Origin of the sequence: Tissierella simiarum, assembly GCF_018917865.1 — a bacterium.
Classification (GTDB): Bacteria; Bacillota; Clostridia; order Tissierellales; family Tissierellaceae; genus Tissierella_C; species Tissierella_C simiarum.
In genome coordinates this window covers 157,596-175,478 of record NZ_JAHLPM010000009.1, presented here as the reverse complement: position 1 = coordinate 175,478, position 17,883 = coordinate 157,596, and the positions used below count along the sequence as shown (strand labels likewise).

Here is a 17,883-nt window from a genome sequence, read left to right as displayed (position 1 = left end):
AAATTAAACAAAGATAAAGAATATTTTTCAAAAGTATTTGACATTGAAGTCTAGAAATAAGTAATTAATAAAACTTTCTTACAAGTGGATGGATTCATAAAATGAATCATTGGATAGAAAGTATTTTTTGAAGAAGGAGGACTAATATAATGAAAGAAGTTTTGGTTTTTGGAGGGACAAGATTTTTTGGCAAAAAACTAGTAAAAGTTCTTGTTGATGAAGGATACGACGTAACTATTGCAACAAGAGGAATTACAAAAGATAACTTTGAAGACAAAGTAAAGAGAATAATAGTAGATAGAGAAAATAGAGAGGATTTAGAAAAGGCTTTTAGTAATAAGAAGTTTGATGTTGTTTATGATAATATATGCTATAGCCCTAATGGAGCAATAAATGTATGTGATATTTTTAAAGGTAATGTAGGTAAGTACATTTTTACATCTACACTATCCGTTTATGATGAAGGACTTAATTTGAAAGAAGAGGATTTTAATCCCTATAATTATGAAATTAAATATGGAGAAAGAGAAGAGTTTGATTATGGTGAAGGAAAAAGACTGGCAGAGGCAGTATTTTTTCAGAAAGCAACATTTCCGGTAGTAGCTGTACGTTTTCCAATTGTAATTGGGGAAGAAGATTATACTGGAAGATTATTTTCATATGCAGAGAATATCTATAATAAAAAAGATATTTTTATAGATAATCTTGAAAGTCAAATGTCTTTTATTTCTTCGGAGGAAGCAGGAGAATTTTTACATTGGATAAGCACCAAAGATTTTAGAGGTCCAATAAATGCATGCAGTGATGGTACTATACAAATAAAAGAAATTATAAGAATATGCGAAGAAAAATTAAATAAAAGGTGGATTGCAGCAGCAAGTGATATAGGAAAAGTAGGAGCATTTAACGGTTTTTATAGATATACTCTAGATAATAAAAAAGCTAAAAGTTTAGGTTTCCAATTTAAAGATGTTCGTGAAGAAACTGAAAAAATATTGGTTCATTTGATGCAACAGCTATAGTAAGGGTGATATGTATAATATGTGTAAAAATAACTTGTTTGGAATGATTTCTAATTTAGGAAAGTGTTATTAAGATAACAAAAGAATAGTTCTGGTTTACTTTTGGCTGGAGTATACATATAAAATTGAAAAACAGAATACTTGTCCAGCACACTTAGTTTCAGCTCATACTTACTTTTAGTTTCTCAGAATAAAAAATTATAAGATCTATAATATATAAATAAATTAGATTGTTCATACAAAAGGGGAAGTAACTATGATGATAACATTTGATAAATCTTCAAATATTTTTGATATTGAGCCATTTATTAAAGACGAAGTTACATTTAACTTAATGCATCGTATTAGGGATGATGATAATCCTCTAATGATGAAAAGTGAAAACGGTAAAATTATTATGGCACAATCTTCACCTAAGTATCCTGTATGGATATGGACTGATAAAAGTATAGAAGAAAATGAATATGAGGAATTAGCAGATGATTTCTATAATTTATTTTGTGATAGAACTAAATTAACTTTTGTTGCAAAGCCTCAAATAGCTGAATTTATAGCCAATAATTATGCTAAACGTAGAGGTGTAAACTGGAAAACATCTATATGCATGGAATCATATTGTTGTCCTGTTATAATTTCTCCAAGAAATATTAACGGCTCAATAAATAAGCCGTCTCTAGAAGATATAGGTATCATAGCTGAATTTCTTGTAGGATTTATAGAAGATTGTTTCAATATAAATACAACTATAGATAAGCAAATTGAAATAGCAAGGGAATATATATTAAGTGATAATTTTTATGTGTGGAAAGTTGGAAATAAAATTGTATCAATGGCTAATATAGCTCATCGCTCTCCTAGACATGGAAGAATAAATGAAGTATATACGCCGTTATCACAGCGTAAAAAGGGATATGCGAGTGCATTGGTTAGTGAGATAAGCAAAATTATATATAGAGAGAATAGAATACCAATGCTTTATACTGATTTATCAAATCCTGCTTCAAATAAAGCTTATAAAAATGTGGGATTCATAGAATGTGGAAGGGTGAACCAAATTAGCTTTGGACTTTAAGAAAATAGGCAAGAGTCTTACTTTATGAGGAGAATATATAAAGTCTAGAAACATATTATAATTTTACATTATTAATGTTGGATTAAGGCTGAGGAAGTAGCACTAAAAATAGATATTAGAGAAAATACGGTTTTTATTCGATGCATGTTATTACTTTGAAAAGGTATATAAATATGAAATTGAAATATTAGAAAAGATAAGTTAGAGAATATTAAAAAACATAGGGAAGAGGAAATAGTTATGAGTTATATGATTAACGAAACTATAAAAGGGATAGAGTTAATATTTAAAACTGAAGAAGGAGTTTTCTCACCTAGGAGAATTGATAAAGGCACTTTGGCAATGCTTTCATTAGTTGATTTTCAAGATGGGGACAAAGTTTTAGATTTAGGCTGTGGATATGGGGTTGTTGGTATATTGGCTGCAAAAATATTAGGTCCTCATAATGTAGTCATGACTGATAAGGATAGATTAGCCATTCACCTATCTAAAGAAAATGCCAAATTAAATGATGTAGGCGATATTACAATTTATGAAAGTGATGGATTTAAAAACGTAGATGAGAAAGACTTTACTTTAATATTATCAAATCCACCATACCATACAGACTTTTCAGTGGCAAAAGAGTTTATTGAAAAAGGATTTAATAGGTTGTGTATTGGTGGAAGAATGTACATGGTTCTTAAAAGAGATTTATGGTATCGGAATAAATTTAAATCTATCTTTGGTGGTGCACAAGTTTGGAAGATAGATGATTATTTTGTATTTATGTCTATAAAGAAAGATAGTACATATGCCAAGGTCAAGAAGTCAAAGAATTAGTTTATTTAAAGAAACATTTACTTAGGGGGATGATAAAAATGTCCAAGATACAAGCCGTTTTTATCGATAGAGATGGAACTATCGGTGGATCAAATGAAGTATCATATCCTGGTGTTTTTCAGTTATTTTCATTTTCTGATAAATCCATAAAAGCATTAAAGGAATTAGGTGTTAAGTTATATGGATTTACAAATCAACCAGGAATATCACGTGGAGATGTAATGGAAGAAGACTTCATCAATGAAATGATTAACTTTGGATTTGATGGTGCTTATATTTGTCCTCATCAGCATACTGAAGGATGTAAATGTAGAAAACCTAGTCCAGAGATGTTATATAGAGCAGCCGAAGAGAATGACTTAGATCTAACAAAATGTATAGTAATTGGTGATAGATGGTCTGATATTTTGGCTGGATATAATGCAGGTTGTCTAAATATATTGGTTTTAACTGGAGCAGGAAAAGAAGCACTTAATCAATATAGATACAAATGGGAAAGTATAGAAGCAAATTATATTGCAAGAGATTTAGAGGATGCAGTAAGATGGATAAAGGAACTTAAGTAGATACCAATGAAAGTAAGAACAACTAAGTATACTGATAAATGGAGAGATGAAATTGGGAAAAGTGTATCATAGTTCAAAAGAGCAAGAATTAAAAAAACTTATTCCTCAAAAAAGTACTCATGGAGTAGAATGGGTTTATGGAACAAAAGATTTAGTAATGTCAGCAGTATTTCTTAATAGTTATGGTGGGGATTTCACTTGTAGTGTTGGAAGAGAAGAAGAAACAGGGAAAGTCTATATTTGTGAGAGATTTAAAGGTGCTTTTGATCTAAGATATGACGGTATACAAGGTTCTATCTATGTCTTATCACAAGATAATTTTTTAGATGGTAAAACAAGTTGGAATGAAGAAGTTGTATGTCCAGTTCCAGTGCAAATAATAGATGAAATAAAGATAGAAGATGCAAAAGAATTTTTAATTAACCTAGAAAAGCAAGAAAAGTTGATAATAAAATATTATCCAGAAAAAATTGATGGGATACCGAGTGATGATGAGGATTTAGTAATGAGAGGTATTATATGGACAAGGAGATTTGGAGATAGAATCTTAGAAAGCGTAAAGTTATTTCATCCTCATTTATTAGAAAGGATATTACAAGGTTTAAAAGAAGATAAATATATTGATTTCTAAAAATACTTACTAGCATCAAAAAAGGGGAGCAAAGAATATGAAAGCAAGAATTAACAAAATAAAAGAAATCGTAGGCAAAGAATTATCTTGTTCTGCACATAATTTAGATCACGTCATGAGAGTACATAATATGTGTATATTTTTAGCCAAATATGAAGAGCATGTAGATTTAGACATTTTAATTCCGGCAGCATTATTACATGATATTGGACGGGTTATTGAAAGTCAAGATAAAAGCGGAAAAACAGACCATGCAATTTTAGGTGCTGAAATGGCTGAGGATATATTGAGAAATTTAGATTATAATGAAGAAGAAATTGAAAAAATTAAGCATTGTATTATTACACATAGATATAGAAGTGGAAATGAGCCTAGAACAATAGAAGCTAAAATACTTTTTGATGCTGATAAACTAGATGTAATAGGCTCTATTGGAATTGCTCGTACATTTATGATATCAGGACAATTCGGTCAAAGTTTATCACAAAACAATTTGAGCAATGACTACATAATAAATAATACAAGTGAAAATGGAAGATTAAAAGATGTATCAAAGCACTCACCATTTATTGAATATGAACTTAAATTTAAGAAAATCCCTGAAAAGTTATATACTAAAAAGGCAAAAGAAATTGGTAAAGATAGGTTAGCATTTATGGATCTGTTTTTTAAAAAACTAGAATTAGAAATAGAAGGCATTGAATGAATCTATTATAAAGAAAAAGTTAGATCTATTGTAACTTAAATAATTATATAGGAGGTTCTTACTCAAAATATTTAGGATAAAATCATATCTATTTATGTGAGTTTAAGGGCCTTTGTTTTTTTATTTCTTTTAGCATAACCTAAAAATAAGTCTTGAGTAATTATCAAAATATAAATAATTTGTGGAAAATATATAAAGGAATTAATAAATATTTATAGAATTCAATACTTATGGCAGAAAATTTCATACAATACGTTGTTTGGAGGTTGCCAATAGTGAGAAAAAACAAAATATCTTTGCTTTTTTCATTTATAATACTCATGTTTATAATATGGAATCCGAGAAAAACACACTGTGAAACTCAAGATAAAGTAGTACTCCAACTAAGGTGGAATCATCAATTTCAATTTGCTGGATATTATGCAGCAGACTGGATGGGTTACTATGCAGATGAAAATATAGAAGTAGAAATCAGACCTGGTTGTACAAAGGATAACCAAGTATTAAATGCAACTGAAGAAGTTTTAGAGGGAAGAGCTGATTTTGGAATAGGTTCTACAGATATTTTATTGGCAGAAGATGAAAAAAAGGGTCTATGTATTATTTCTTCAGTTTTGCAAAGAAGTGCCATAACATTTTTTATAGATGAAAATATTCCATTTTTATCTCCAGTCGACATAACAAAATTAAAAGTAGGGCGGAGAAAAAATGATCTTCTTGATATTGAACTCCAAGCTATGCTTATAAATGAAGGGATAGATCCTAGTATTTTACCTATAGGTGATGAAAATGAAAAATTTAAATCAGAAGATATTATTAATGATAAATATGATGTTATACCAGGATATTTAGGGGGAATAATTGAGTTTTATGCTAGAAAAGAAGGAAACAATTTAAAATCTATAAAGCCTATAGATTATGGTATAGATTTTTATGGAGATACATTATTTACAACAAGGGACTTTGTACTCAAAGATCCCGAGTTGGTAGAAAGATTTAGAAGAGCAAGTATGAAAGGATGGGAGTATGCATTAGAGAATCCACATGAGATAATTGAAAGAATGGAAAAAGAATTTTCTAATCCAGAACTTAAAAGTGAAAAAGACTTTATGGATTATAATAGATTTCAAGCTGAACAAATAAGAGAACTTACCCTATATCCTATAGTTAATCTTGGTAACATAAATGTATATAGATGGGAAAAGATGTATAACAATTTGAAAAAGCTAGAATTAGTAGATAAGCCTATTAACATGGATGAGTTTGTATTCAATTATGAAAAGATTTTACTTAATAGAAGTAAAATCTTTATAAAAAGAATTATTAAAATACTAATAATTATATTGTTAGGAACCATTATATTTTTTGTAATAAATCTTTTTAACAAAAATAAAGAACTAAAAAAAGAATTAGAAGAAAATAAGAGAAAAGAAGCATTAATCTTATATCAAGCTAGACTTGCTGCTATGGGTGAAATGATAGGTAATATAGCACATCAGTGGAGACAACCGTTGAACAATTTAAATCTAATCTTATCTAATTTACAAGATTCTTATAACTATGGAGAATTAGATAGTGAATATCTTCATTCCTCTATAGGAAGAGGACACTTATTGATAAAGCAGATGTCAAATACTATTGATGACTTTAGGTATTATTTGAATCCAAAGAATAAAAAAGAAAACTTCTACATATTAGATAGTGTAAAGTTAGCACTAAGTATTTTAGAAGAAAATATAAGGTTTAACAATATAACACTAATAGTAGATGAAATTGATTCATTAACAGCATATGGATATAAAAATCAGTATTCTCAAGTAATATACAATATTTTAAACAATTCTATAGACGCATTGGTTTCTATTAAAAGAGAGGAGAAAATAATAAAAATTCTAATATATGATGAAAATCATAGGGCAGTTTGTGAAATTATAGATAATGCTGGCGGAATTAGTAATGAAATAAAAGAAAACATATTTGATGCATACTTTACTACAAAAAATAATTCAGATGGTACTGGGTTAGGATTATATATGGCAAAAACTATTATAAATAACATGAATGGATTCATCCAATGGTCTAATATTAAAGACGGTGTTTCTATGAAATTGGTAGTTCCTAAAGGGAGGTTAGAAGATGCAGAGTACGAGAAACCATAACCTTTTAAATAATATTAGAGTATTATTAGTAGAGGATGATGATTTTACTAAAGTAGAACTTGAAAGATTTTTAAAAAGAAGAGTAGGTAAATTATTGACAGCTACTAGTGGAATGGAAGGATTAGATATTTTACAAAGGAATAAAGTAGACATTATCATAACAGATTTAAAAATGCCTAATATGAATGGGCTAGAGATGATTAAAATAGCGAAAAAGGATGGATATGAAGGACCAGTTATAATTATTTCGGCTCTATCTGATAGTAGTACTATTTTAAAAGCTGTTGATATAGGAATAGTTAAATATATAATAAAACCTATAGATACAAATCAATTAATATTTACCATGGAGGAATTATCCTCTAACATATTAAAAAATAAATACAATGGATTAATAATAAATGAAGATATAATTTTAGATAGAGATAAAAAAGTAGAATTAGAAAAGGATATTGGTAGAAAGGTAGCATATTTTTTAAAAACTTATACTGGAAAAGGACCCAAAAACATACATGTATTTCTCCAAGGAAATGAGATAATTATTAAAGCAGAAGAAGTATTATCAATTATGGAGGCCAATATTATCTCTGATATGAAAAATTATAGTATAGTAGATTACAATAGAACATTATTTTACAATGTAAATAAAAGCATATTAGAAACTTTAATTAAAGAAGTTATAAATACTGAAATAGATTTAGTAGAAGTAAATAGTAGCTCGCTGAAAAATTTAGATATTTTAAAATCTTCTTTTAATTAGTTTCATTTTTCTAGATAATATGTTATTATATTAATAAGCTAAAGCAAAATTAGTAGAGAAAGTTAAATGCAAAAGAAAATGAATTAGATGGAATTTATGCTAAAATAGATACAATATGTAAGCTATTTTAGATTTAATCCAAATAAAAATTAAGATTTTCTGGCAAAGGTTAAAGAGAGCTTTTAAAGTTAGGCTTTAATAGGTCAGCTTAGAAGAATTGTATATTCTTTTAGGCTGACTTTTTTTGTTTTATCTATATCATAAAGCAGTAAAAAAATAAGGGGGTATTACAATGAGTAAGGGAGATCTTGTTTATGAACTGGAAGGGAAACCAGAATTAAGAGTAGCTATACCTTTAGGGCTTCAGCATGTACTAGCAATGTTTACTGGAAACATAGCACCCATCATAATTATTGCTAATACATTAGGTTTGCCAGAAGACAGTAAAATACTTATGATTCAATCAGCTATGATTGTTGCAGGAATCGTTACTTTAATTCAATTATATCCAGTTTGGAAAGTAGGAGCAGGGCTACCAATAGTAATGGGTACAAGTTTTGCTTTTGTTCCTACAGCAGTTGCAGTTGGAAGTAAATATGGAATATCTGGAATTTTAGGAAGTTCTTTTTTAGGAAGTTTTACAGAAGTTATTATTGGATTTTTCATAAAACCTTTGAAAAAATATTTTCCACCAATTGTTATGGGAACAGTTCTTTTTTCTATCGGTATTTCATTACTACCTGTAGGTATCCAATATTTTGCAGGGGGAGTAGGAGCAGCGGATTTTGGTTCGCCTGAAAACTTGTTTTTAGGATTCTTGGTACTACTAATAATTATTGTTCTACAGGGATTTGGAAAGGGAATTTTCAATACAGCATCCATACTTATAGCTTTAGTTATAGGATATATTGTTGCCATTCCTATGGGAAAAATAGATTTTACAAGTGTATCACAAGCAGGATGGTTAAGTATTCCAAAGCCTTTAGAATTTGGAATGGAATTTCATCTAGATGCAATATTAAAGTTTGCAGCAGTATATTTGATTGTAAGCCTTGAAACATTGGGGAATGTTTCAGGAATAACTATAAGTACTTTAGGAAGAGAGGCAGTAGAAAGGGAAATGACAGGAGCAGTATTAGCTGATGGTTTAGGAAGTACTTTAGCCGCAGTTTTTAATGTATTACCTAATACAGGATATGGGCAAAATGTCGGAATTATTGCCTTAACAAAAGTCGTAAATAAATTTTGTATAGCAACAGGAGGAATATTTTTAATTATTGCTGGTATCATACCAAAATTTGGAGCGATTTGTGCTGCAATGCCTCCAAGTGTATTAGGAGGAGCAGTAACAGTTGTTTTTTCAATGATAACTATAAGTGGAATAAGAATGATTGGAAAAGCTGGCTTAGACGGAAAAAACGCAACTATTCTTTCTGTTTCTATTGGAGTAGGAATAGGGTTTAGTCAAGTGCCAGATTCAATGGTACATTTTCCAAAAGTGCTTCAACATTTTTTTAGTGATCCTGTAGTCGCAGCAGGAATATTGGCTCTAATTCTTAACATTATATTTACAGATAGATGGGCTATAAAAGAGTCAGAAGCTAGGGAGAGTAATGATTCTATAGAAAATAAAGACGACTTAGCCGCTGAGAAGATATAAATGTAGTGGATAAACCTAAATATGCAAGGGGGTAAATCGATTGATATCCATAAATGAATATGCTACACCTGAAAGTGTAGAAGAAGCTTATAATTTATTGATTAAGAAAAGAAACAATGTAGTTTTTGGTGGAGGAGCATTCATAAGAATGGGTTCAAAGAATATATCTACTGCCATAGATTTATCAAAGGCAAATTTTAATTATATAGTAGAAGATGAAAATACAATCAATATTGGCGCAATGACTACCTTAGGAGATATAGAGCATTCCCCAATATTAAAGAAATATTTCAATAATGTTTTAGCAAAATCTGTTAGAGAAATAGTAGGTATTCAACTAAGAAATATTGTAACTGTAGGAGGTACTGTTTATTCAAGATATGGATTTTCTGATTTTATAACAGGTTTATTAGCCTTGAATACAAATGTAGAATTATATAAACAAGGCAATATTTCTTTAGATAAATTTTTAGAAGAAGGGTCAAGAGAACGAGATATTCTAAAAAGTATATCTATTATGAAAGACAATAGAAAAGCTGCTTTTTCATCCATGAGAAATTCTAAGGGAGATTATGCCATTTTAAATGTAGCCATATCGAACTTAAATGGAAAATATAGAATAGCTGTAGGAGCAAGACCTAATAGAGCAGTCTTAGCCAATAAATCAATGGAATATTTAAATAACAATGGTTTTTCACAAAAAAATGCTGTTGAAGCAGCTAAAATTGCTTCAGAAGAATTAACCTTTGGGACTAACAGCAGAGGAAGTAATATTTATAGAAAACAGTTATGTTATGTTCTAGTTAAAAATACTCTAATGGAGGTTCAGGGGTATGAAGATTGAAATGAAGATTAATGGAGTAAAAAAGTATTTTGAAGTATCTCCTGATGAATATTTAGTTGATACACTTAGAAATAATGGATATATAAGTGTAAAAAGAGGGTGTGATACTGGCATGTGTGGCGTATGTACAGTTCACATGGATGGAAAAGCAATTTTATCTTGTGTAATACTTTCAGCTATGGCAAATGGTCATGAAATAACAACTATTGAAGGAGTAAGGGAGGAAGCCAAAAAAGTAGGAGAATTCTTGGTAAGTGAAGGAGTTGAACAATGTGGGTATTGTAGTACTGGATTGATAATGAATATTTTATATTTAGAAAAATGTATAGAAAATCCTACAGATGAAGAAATACTTCACTACTTAAACGGGAACTTATGCAGATGTACGGGGTATAGTGGTCAGTTGAGAGCCATAAAAAAGTATCTGGAGGTGAAAAACAGTGAAAGTAGTGAATAAGCCTTTTTCTAAAATAGATGGTAAAGGATTAGTAGAGGGAAAACCTGTTTATACCGATGATTTAGCTCCTAAAGATGCACTAATAGTTAAAGTATTAAGAAGTCCCCATGCCTTTGCTAAAATTAAAAAAATTGATATCAAGATTGCAGAAAAAGTACCTGGAGTAGAATGTATATTAACCTACAAAGATATTGATAGAGTACCATTTACAAGAGCTGGACAGTGTTATCCAGAATTATCTCCCTATGATAAGTTTATATTAGATGAGTATGTAAGACATGTTGGAGATGAAGTTGCAATAGTTGCAGCTATTAATGAAAAAGCAGCTATAAAAGCTATGAAGCTTATAAAAGTAGAATATGAAATATTAGAGCCTGTATTAGACCTTGAGAAAGCAGATGGACACCTTTCTTTAGTTCATCCCGAAAAAGAGATATTTTCAATGGCAGATATAGGATTTGATAGAAATAGGAATATAGCTTGCCAAGTAAAATTAGAACTAGGAGATATTGAAAAGACTTTAAAAGAATGTGATGTAATCGTTAAAGGAACTTATAGTAGTCAAGCTCAAGCACAAGGTATGATGGAAACTCAAAGAGCTTTTACTTATATAGATACATATGGAAGATTAATCGTAGTTACATCAACCCAAATACCTTTTCATGTAAGAAGAATTTTATCAACAGCACTTAAAATACCTGAAAGTAAAATAAGAGTTATCAAACCTAGAATTGGTGGGGGATTCGGTGCAAAACAAACAGCAAATGCAGAATTTTATCCTGCATTAGTTACATTGAAAACAGGTAAAGCTGCAAAGATTATATTTTCTAGAAAAGAAGTATTTATAGGAACTAACTCAAGACATGCAATGAAATTTAATGTTATTCTCGGAGCTTCAAAAGACGGAAAGATAAAAGCTATAGATATGATAGGACTTTCCGATACTGGAGCATACGGGGAGCACAGCCAAACAACTATAGGTGCTGCTGCAAAAAAAGTATTGCCTCTATACAATAAGGTAGAAGCTTGCCGATATTACGGAAAGGCTCTTTATACTAACCATGTAACTGCTGGGGCTTTTAGAGGTTTTGGAGTAACTCAAGGAACTTTTGCTATAGAGTCGGCTGTAAATGAATTGGCAGTAGAGTTAAATATGGATCCATTAGAAATACGAAATATAAACATGATAAAAAAAGGAGAGACGACTAAACTTCTAAATATGACAACAAAAGATTGGGGAAACAGACCTATGTATATGGATAGTTGTATGCTTGAGTATTGTGTATCTAGGGGAAAGGAGTTAATAAACTGGAGTGAAAAATATCCTAGACAAAAAATTAGCAGTACAAAGGTAAGAGGAGTAGGAATGGCAATTGCACAACAAGGCTCTGGTCTTCCTAAAATTGATATGGCTTCTGCTACTCTAAAGTTAAATACAGACGGGTTTTTCAGCCTTTTAATTGGTGCAACTGATCTTGGTACGGGTAGTGATACTATTCTTGCTCAAATTGCAGCCGAAACACTTGGAGTTGATTTGGATAAGATAGTAGTTTATTCTTCAGATACGGATTTAACCCCTTTTGATAGTGGAGCATATGCATCTAGTACAACTTATACTACTGGTAATGCAGTAATAGAAGCAGCGAAAAACATGGTCGATTTAATTTGTGAACATGGAGCTAAATATTTTCATGTAACTAAAGATGACATATTGTTTGATGGAGCTAATATTACCAATAAAGTAACTAGAAAATTTATTAGTTTAGGAGATTTCTCAAAGAAAATAACATATAATGAACTGTTTACTCAATTAGTTGCAACTGGATCCTTTATACCTGAAAAGAATGTTACACCATATATGGCAGGTTTTGCTGAGGTAGAAGTTGACTTAGAAACTGGAAAGGTAGAAGTAGTTGAATTTGTTGGTGTAGTAGACTGTGGAACACCTATAAATCCTAAACTTTCAAAAATACAAGTAGAAGGTGGTATAGTAACAGGAATAGGATTAGCTTTATATGAAGAAGTTAAATATGATAGTCGAGGAAGATTAATGACAGATACATTTATGGAATATAAGCTTCCTACTAGAAAAGATATTGGAAAAATAACTGTAGAATTAGCTGAAGGATATGAAAAAACAGGGCCTTATGGAGCAAAGTCCATAGGTGAGGTAGTTGTTAACACTGTGGCACCAGCAATAACAGACGCTATATATAATGCAACTGGAGTAAGAGTTAGAGACTTACCAGCTACATCAGAAAAGGTATTTTTAAAATTGATGGAAAATACTTTTAAGTAAATAGGGTGAGACATTATTTAAACATAAAAATTATATTTGAAGTTTGGATAAGTGAATTCTAGACTTTTGATTAGGATTAAAAGGAAAGTAGATTTTTTTACTTTCCTTTTTTGTTGAAATAAATTCGTTTACAAAAATAAGAATATTTAGATTTTGAAGGAGGAATTTGGTGGAAAACGTGGAATAGGTAGTATGAAGGAGGAATTATATGAAGTTTACTAAACTACAAGAAATTAGTGAGTTAATGAAAGACTATAAATACACATGGTTTATAGCAGGAGGATGGGCTATAGATCTTTTCATTAATACTGTGACAAGAGAACATAATGATATAGAAATTGGAATATTTCGCGAAGAACAGTATGAAATATATAAATACTTTAAAGATTGGACCTTAAAGAAAGTTGTAAAATATGAAAATAAACCTAAATTAGAAGTTTGGAAAGAAAACGAATACTTATGCTTACCAGTGCATGAAATACATGGATATAATAGTAATCTACATGTTAATAACATTGAAATTTTACTAAATGAAAAACATGAAAGCTATTGGATATACAGAAGAAATCAAAATATTAAAAGAAATATTCAAGATACAATACTAATATCAGAACTAGGGATTCCAATTCTAAGTCCAGAAATCGTTCTATTATATAAGTCTTCTCATAATAAAGAAAAAGACAATAAGGATTTTATGAGTGTGATAGATAAATTGTCTTGTTCCCAAAAAAATTGGCTAAGAGAGTCATTAGTGGTTACAAACCCTAATCATGAGTGGTTAGATATGATGAGATAATCTAAAATCAATTATTTATAAGGTGAGGTTTTACTATGGTGAAGTTGTTTGGGAAAGTTACAGATTATCATGGAAATCCATTATCTAATGTAGATGTTTTAATAAAAGATAAGAATTTTCAAGACATTTATAAAGCTATAACCGACGAAGATGGATATTATGAAATTGAAGTAAAAAAAGATGTATATTATGCAATTGCCATTGTAAGAGATTATTCAGTAAAATATCTTGAATATTGGGCTTGGAATGTTCCAATGATAAAAGATCAAGAGATTAATGCTAAAATTAATGGTCTAGAAATATATGCAATTAATGTATTTGTGGTTCAAGGAGCATACGAAGCTCTTATGATATATTTTAGGCCAATGAGTTTACAACGTCATAAAAATATAAATTTAAGGGATTCAATTAATTCAAATAGTATAATAAATATTTCTCCAGATTTATCTAAGGAGGATATAAAAGTTGAAATAGAAAATAGAGAAGTTAATCTGTTAGAGATAAATAGAGTTAAAGAATACATAGGTCAAAATAAATATATGTATTCTTACTTAATTCAGGTAGAACTACCAAAAAACATAGATAGGAAAACTTATAATAAAGTCGATATAGAATTGATAGATAGAGAAACTGGTGAAAGAGGTAGTGGAAGTGTGTTTTGGAAAGAGTAGGCTAGATGAGTGGTTAAAATAGATAGGAGAATTAAGATAATGGGATATAGAAAAGAGGATTTTCTAATAATTAGCAATCTTGAAATAAGAACATTAAAAGAAGATGATAATGATATAGATTTATTTATACCAATAGATTACAGAACATTAAATTTATATATAGAAGATCTTCCAAATTATATAAATAATAGAATCCAATTCACAGAGGTAAGAAGTCTTGTTATACGGTTTTCTATAAAAGAGAATGAAAGTTACTGTACAATTCATTTGTTAAAGAGTATAGATCTTCAATCAGCAATAGTTAATTTTGAAATGAATTATAAAGATCATTATATAGAACTTGTACATAAAGAATATTGTATAGAGATGTATTTAAAAAGGAAGGAAAGTTAAACATGAACTACTATAGAAAATTAGAGAGACTAGAGGAATTAAGTAAGGAGGAAATAACTGAAGTTATAGAAGAAAATTTTATTAATAATATAAAATATATTGGACAGTCAAATAAGAGTAAGGTTTATTCTTATAAACAGATTATGTTAGCAACAGATGTATCTCATCCATTTTTTAATGTGGCTTTTATAGGAAAGTTTTCAAGTAAAAATATAATAAATGATATAAAAAAGTTCTAAAAAATTTTCTAGAAGAAAGATTACCAATGAGGTTAATTATTGAGTCCAAAATAATGAAAGATGAAGTAGATGAATTACTTAAAGATAAAGAACTATTTTATGCGGAAGACACTATTGGCATAGCAATAGATTTAAATACTTTAGATGATAAGAAATATTTAAACAATGATTTAACAATAAAACCTGTATAAGATGAAAATTCCCTTAAAGAATGGTTAAAACCAATAGTAGAAAGTTATAAATTATCATCTGAAGCTACTGAATATTAGTTTCAACTATATAGTGAATTAGGATTAGAACAAGATAAACAATGGATTCATTATGTAAAATTTTTAGACAATAAGCCTATTGCATCAGCATCATTATTTTTAGATGGAAAATCAGCAGATGTTTACAATGTAGCTACCATACCTAAAGAAAGGAGAAAAGGTATTGGTACCTCATGATATATACAATGTTAAAAAAGGTAAAAGAGAAAGGCTATAATATAGTAGTTCTGAATTCTTCTAAAATGGGACAAGGTATATATAAAAATATCAGATTTAAAGAATATAGCAATCAATCTATTTATATATGGATTAATATGTAAAATAAAGGACTAGGTTAGTTTTACATATTAGTTTAGACTATATTAAAATGGCTATTAAACTTTTATTACAATTATGTAATTTTAATAAGGAAAATTGTCATCAAATCTTAATCTACAATACGTGTCAAAATATAATATAATTCTTATAGGTAGTTAAATTTATAAGAATGGAGAGGATGACAAATATGAAAAAGAAAATTGTTAAATGTATAGGTATAAGCACTATATCGTTATCGTTGATATTAAGCAGCAGTACTTTTAAGGTAGAAGCAAGTGATATATCAATGAAAACTTTAAATAAATATAATTCTCAGGAACAAATTTTATTGAGAGATAAACCAATACAAATACCAGTTGATAATATAGAACAAGAAGAACAGTTTAGAGGGGTTTGGGTATCAACAGTATTTAACCTAGATTTGCCATCAAAAAAAGGATTAGCGCAGGAGGAGTATAAGCGAGAGTACATAGAGCTTTTAGATAACTTACAAGCTTTGAATATTAATTCTGTAATATTCCAAGTTAGACCTAAATTAGATGCTTTTTATAAATCAAAGATAAATCCTTGGTCAGAATTTTTAACAGGAACTCAAGGGTTAAGTCCTGGATGGGATCCATTGAAATGGATGATAGAAGAAACACATAATAGGGGAATGGAATTTCAAGCTTGGTTTAACCCATATAGGGTAACTACAACTTCAAATAATAAGAAAACAGTGAAACAACAATTAGAAGAGTTAGCTCCTAATAATTGGGCACGACAAAATCCCCAATATGTTTTTAGCTTTGATGGTAAATTATATTTAAATCCAGGTGAACCAGAGGTAATAAAATATATTATTGAAAGTGTAATGGAGGTTGTAAAAAACTATGATATAGATGCAGTTCACTTTGATGATTATTTTTATCCTTATAGATCTACAAAAGATAAAGATAAGTGGTATTCTATAGAAGAACAAAAAACTTTTGCAAAATATGGTAGCGGTTTTAAAAGTGTAGCTGATTGGAGAAGGGATAATGTAGATAAACTAATATTAAGTTTGCATAATTCAATTACATCCTATAACAAGGAGCAAAAAAAATCTGTACAATTTGGTATCAGTCCTTATGGTATATGGGGACATAAAGAAATCCATCCAGAGGGAAGTGAAGCTGGAACAGGCTCCTTAACACCAATAACATCTCAAGCATCTTATGATAATTTATTTGCAGATACAAGAAAATGGGTAAAAAATAATTGGATTGATTATATAGCACCTCAGATATACTGGTCTTTTGATGAAAAGGCAGCACCTTATGGAGAGTTAGTTAACTGGTGGGCAGATGTAGTAAAAGATACTAACGTTCATCTATATATAGGACATGCTAATTATAAAAAGGCAGATATAAATAATAAAAATATAAGTTGGAAAAATCCAGAAGAAATATCAAATCAACTTAAATTTAATAGTCTATATAAAGAGGTAAAAGGAAGTATATTTTTTAGATATAAATCTTTATTAAAGACTGAAAATAGTGCTAAAGCCAATAATGAGTTTATTGATATATTAAAAAATCAGCATTTTAATACCATATCCTTATTGCCGTCTAAACCTTGGCTAGATCATAAGGAAACTTTAAGTCCATATGATTTATCTGTTGTGAAGGAGAATAATGGTAATAGATTAACTTGGTATGATACTATAGATAATGATTCTGCTTATTACGTTATTTGCCGAGAAGAAGTCGTAAAAGATAACAATACTATGGGACAATCTAAAACCATTATAAGTAAAATTAAAAGGACAGATAAAAGTACATCTTTTACTTTTGTTGATACACATATTGATCCACAGAAGGAATATATATATTCAGTAGCTGCAGTGGACAAGGCAAATAATCAAAGTATACTTTGTAAGGAGAAAAAACTTAGCCAAGAAGAATCTCGTTAAATCACATAAATTTAAAAAATAAATAATAGATTTTTATACACGGAGATTATAGTTATAGTATATAAAAATTTTATATTATTTTAGATGACAGATATGGTCAAGGAGTAAGTATAAAATTTTTTCAAATAATCTCCGTGATTTTATTTTATTATGATGAGAAAAGTATATTCGTTAAAAAAATACACTATAGGGTGATAAAAATATTTGATTTTGAAAATTTACAAAATGTAAAAACAGTAGGTGCATTTATAGTAAATGATAGTAAG

At 29.2% G+C, this 17,883-nt stretch carries 18 protein-coding genes and 1 pseudogene; all 19 read left to right on the top strand.

Annotation, left to right across the window (positions count from 1 at the left end; genetic code table 11):
• The first annotated feature begins 149 nt into the window (after window positions 1-149).
• The 19 genes and pseudogenes from KQI42_RS11970 (at window position 150) to KQI42_RS11885 (ending at window position 17,617) form a co-directional block, all read left to right on the top strand.
• Window positions 150-1,022 (top strand): NAD-dependent epimerase/dehydratase family protein, encoded by an 873-nt coding sequence (locus tag KQI42_RS11970; protein WP_216520048.1) that lies wholly within the window; start codon window positions 150-152, stop codon window positions 1,020-1,022.
• A 256-nt stretch (window positions 1,023-1,278) separates the two neighbouring features.
• Entirely contained in the window at window positions 1,279-2,094 is an 816-nt protein-coding gene (locus tag KQI42_RS11965) for a GNAT family N-acetyltransferase (RefSeq protein WP_216520047.1), read from the top strand.
• 240 nt (window positions 2,095-2,334) lie between these two features.
• Window positions 2,335-2,916, top strand: a complete 582-nt coding sequence (locus KQI42_RS11960) for a class I SAM-dependent methyltransferase (protein ID WP_216520045.1) — start codon at window positions 2,335-2,337, stop codon at window positions 2,914-2,916.
• A 38-nt stretch (window positions 2,917-2,954) separates the two neighbouring features.
• On the top strand, window positions 2,955-3,482 hold the full coding sequence (locus tag KQI42_RS11955) for an HAD-IIIA family hydrolase (RefSeq protein ID WP_216520043.1): 528 nt from the start codon (window positions 2,955-2,957) through the stop codon (window positions 3,480-3,482).
• A gap of 52 nt (window positions 3,483-3,534) precedes the next feature.
• Window positions 3,535-4,113, top strand: coding sequence for a hypothetical protein (locus KQI42_RS11950; protein WP_216520041.1), 579 nt, complete (start codon window positions 3,535-3,537; stop codon window positions 4,111-4,113).
• A 37-nt stretch (window positions 4,114-4,150) separates the two neighbouring features.
• On the top strand, window positions 4,151-4,819 hold the full coding sequence (locus KQI42_RS11945) for an HD domain-containing protein (protein ID WP_216520039.1): 669 nt from the start codon (window positions 4,151-4,153) through the stop codon (window positions 4,817-4,819).
• 275 nt (window positions 4,820-5,094) lie between these two features.
• Complete coding sequence (locus KQI42_RS11940; protein ID WP_216520037.1) at window positions 5,095-6,978, top strand: ABC transporter substrate-binding protein; 1,884 nt, start codon at window positions 5,095-5,097, stop codon at window positions 6,976-6,978.
• Complete coding sequence (locus tag KQI42_RS11935; RefSeq protein WP_216520035.1) at window positions 6,956-7,738, top strand: Na-translocating system protein MpsC family protein; 783 nt, start codon at window positions 6,956-6,958, stop codon at window positions 7,736-7,738. The genes KQI42_RS11940 and KQI42_RS11935 overlap by 23 nt, the downstream gene beginning before the upstream one ends.
• Before the next feature lie 292 nt (window positions 7,739-8,030).
• The gene (locus KQI42_RS11930) at window positions 8,031-9,398 is read left to right on the top strand and encodes a uracil-xanthine permease family protein (RefSeq protein ID WP_216520034.1); all 1,368 of its coding nucleotides are present in this window, start codon (window positions 8,031-8,033) and stop codon (window positions 9,396-9,398) included.
• A 40-nt stretch (window positions 9,399-9,438) separates the two neighbouring features.
• Entirely contained in the window at window positions 9,439-10,242 is an 804-nt protein-coding gene (locus KQI42_RS11925) for an FAD binding domain-containing protein (RefSeq protein ID WP_216520033.1), read from the top strand.
• Window positions 10,232-10,699 carry a (2Fe-2S)-binding protein gene (locus KQI42_RS11920; protein WP_216520032.1) on the top strand — a complete coding sequence of 156 codons (468 nt, stop codon included), beginning with the start codon at window positions 10,232-10,234 and terminating at the stop codon, window positions 10,697-10,699. Before KQI42_RS11925 ends, KQI42_RS11920 begins: the two co-directional genes overlap by 11 nt.
• On the top strand, window positions 10,683-12,998 hold the full coding sequence (locus tag KQI42_RS11915) for a xanthine dehydrogenase family protein molybdopterin-binding subunit (protein WP_216520031.1): 2,316 nt from the start codon (window positions 10,683-10,685) through the stop codon (window positions 12,996-12,998). Before KQI42_RS11920 ends, KQI42_RS11915 begins: the two co-directional genes overlap by 17 nt.
• A gap of 208 nt (window positions 12,999-13,206) precedes the next feature.
• The gene (locus KQI42_RS11910) at window positions 13,207-13,794 is read left to right on the top strand and encodes a nucleotidyltransferase domain-containing protein (protein WP_216520030.1); all 588 of its coding nucleotides are present in this window, start codon (window positions 13,207-13,209) and stop codon (window positions 13,792-13,794) included.
• Between the two features lie 35 nt (window positions 13,795-13,829).
• Complete coding sequence (locus tag KQI42_RS11905; protein ID WP_216520028.1) at window positions 13,830-14,465, top strand: carboxypeptidase-like regulatory domain-containing protein; 636 nt, start codon at window positions 13,830-13,832, stop codon at window positions 14,463-14,465.
• A gap of 39 nt (window positions 14,466-14,504) precedes the next feature.
• Window positions 14,505-14,858: a hypothetical protein gene (locus tag KQI42_RS11900; protein ID WP_246566439.1), complete on the top strand. Its 354-nt coding sequence runs from the start codon at window positions 14,505-14,507 to the stop codon at window positions 14,856-14,858.
• A 2-nt stretch (window positions 14,859-14,860) separates the two neighbouring features.
• Window positions 14,861-15,097, top strand: coding sequence for a hypothetical protein (locus KQI42_RS11895; protein WP_216520026.1), 237 nt, complete (start codon window positions 14,861-14,863; stop codon window positions 15,095-15,097).
• 26 nt (window positions 15,098-15,123) lie between these two features.
• Window positions 15,124-15,288 carry a hypothetical protein gene (locus KQI42_RS11890; RefSeq protein WP_216520024.1) on the top strand — a complete coding sequence of 55 codons (165 nt, stop codon included), beginning with the start codon at window positions 15,124-15,126 and terminating at the stop codon, window positions 15,286-15,288.
• 117 nt (window positions 15,289-15,405) lie between these two features.
• A pseudogene (locus KQI42_RS21815) lies at window positions 15,406-15,543 on the top strand (GNAT family N-acetyltransferase); the annotation flags it as partial.
• A gap of 328 nt (window positions 15,544-15,871) precedes the next feature.
• A complete protein-coding gene (locus KQI42_RS11885) occupies window positions 15,872-17,617 on the top strand; it encodes a glycoside hydrolase family 10-like protein (protein WP_216520022.1) in 1,746 nt (581 codons plus the stop codon).
• Window positions 17,618-17,883: the final 266 nt, after the last annotated feature.

Coding starts and splice junctions, on each gene's coding strand:
- KQI42_RS11970 (WP_216520048.1), top strand. CDS start 150: ATGAAAGAAGTTTTGGTTTTTGGAGGGACAAGATTTTTTGGCAAAAAA.
- KQI42_RS11965 (WP_216520047.1), top strand. CDS start 1,279: ATGATGATAACATTTGATAAATCTTCAAATATTTTTGATATTGAGCCA.
- KQI42_RS11960 (WP_216520045.1), top strand. CDS start 2,335: ATGAGTTATATGATTAACGAAACTATAAAAGGGATAGAGTTAATATTT.
- KQI42_RS11955 (WP_216520043.1), top strand. CDS start 2,955: ATGTCCAAGATACAAGCCGTTTTTATCGATAGAGATGGAACTATCGGT.
- KQI42_RS11945 (WP_216520039.1), top strand. CDS start 4,151: ATGAAAGCAAGAATTAACAAAATAAAAGAAATCGTAGGCAAAGAATTA.
- KQI42_RS11935 (WP_216520035.1), top strand. CDS start 6,956: ATGCAGAGTACGAGAAACCATAACCTTTTAAATAATATTAGAGTATTA.
- KQI42_RS11930 (WP_216520034.1), top strand. CDS start 8,031: ATGAGTAAGGGAGATCTTGTTTATGAACTGGAAGGGAAACCAGAATTA.
- KQI42_RS11920 (WP_216520032.1), top strand. CDS start 10,232: ATGAAGATTGAAATGAAGATTAATGGAGTAAAAAAGTATTTTGAAGTA.
- KQI42_RS11910 (WP_216520030.1), top strand. CDS start 13,207: ATGAAGTTTACTAAACTACAAGAAATTAGTGAGTTAATGAAAGACTAT.
- KQI42_RS11905 (WP_216520028.1), top strand. CDS start 13,830: ATGGTGAAGTTGTTTGGGAAAGTTACAGATTATCATGGAAATCCATTA.
- KQI42_RS11900 (WP_246566439.1), top strand. CDS start 14,505: ATGGGATATAGAAAAGAGGATTTTCTAATAATTAGCAATCTTGAAATA.
- KQI42_RS11895 (WP_216520026.1), top strand. CDS start 14,861: ATGAACTACTATAGAAAATTAGAGAGACTAGAGGAATTAAGTAAGGAG.
- KQI42_RS11890 (WP_216520024.1), top strand. CDS start 15,124: ATGAGGTTAATTATTGAGTCCAAAATAATGAAAGATGAAGTAGATGAA.
- KQI42_RS11885 (WP_216520022.1), top strand. CDS start 15,872: ATGAAAAAGAAAATTGTTAAATGTATAGGTATAAGCACTATATCGTTA.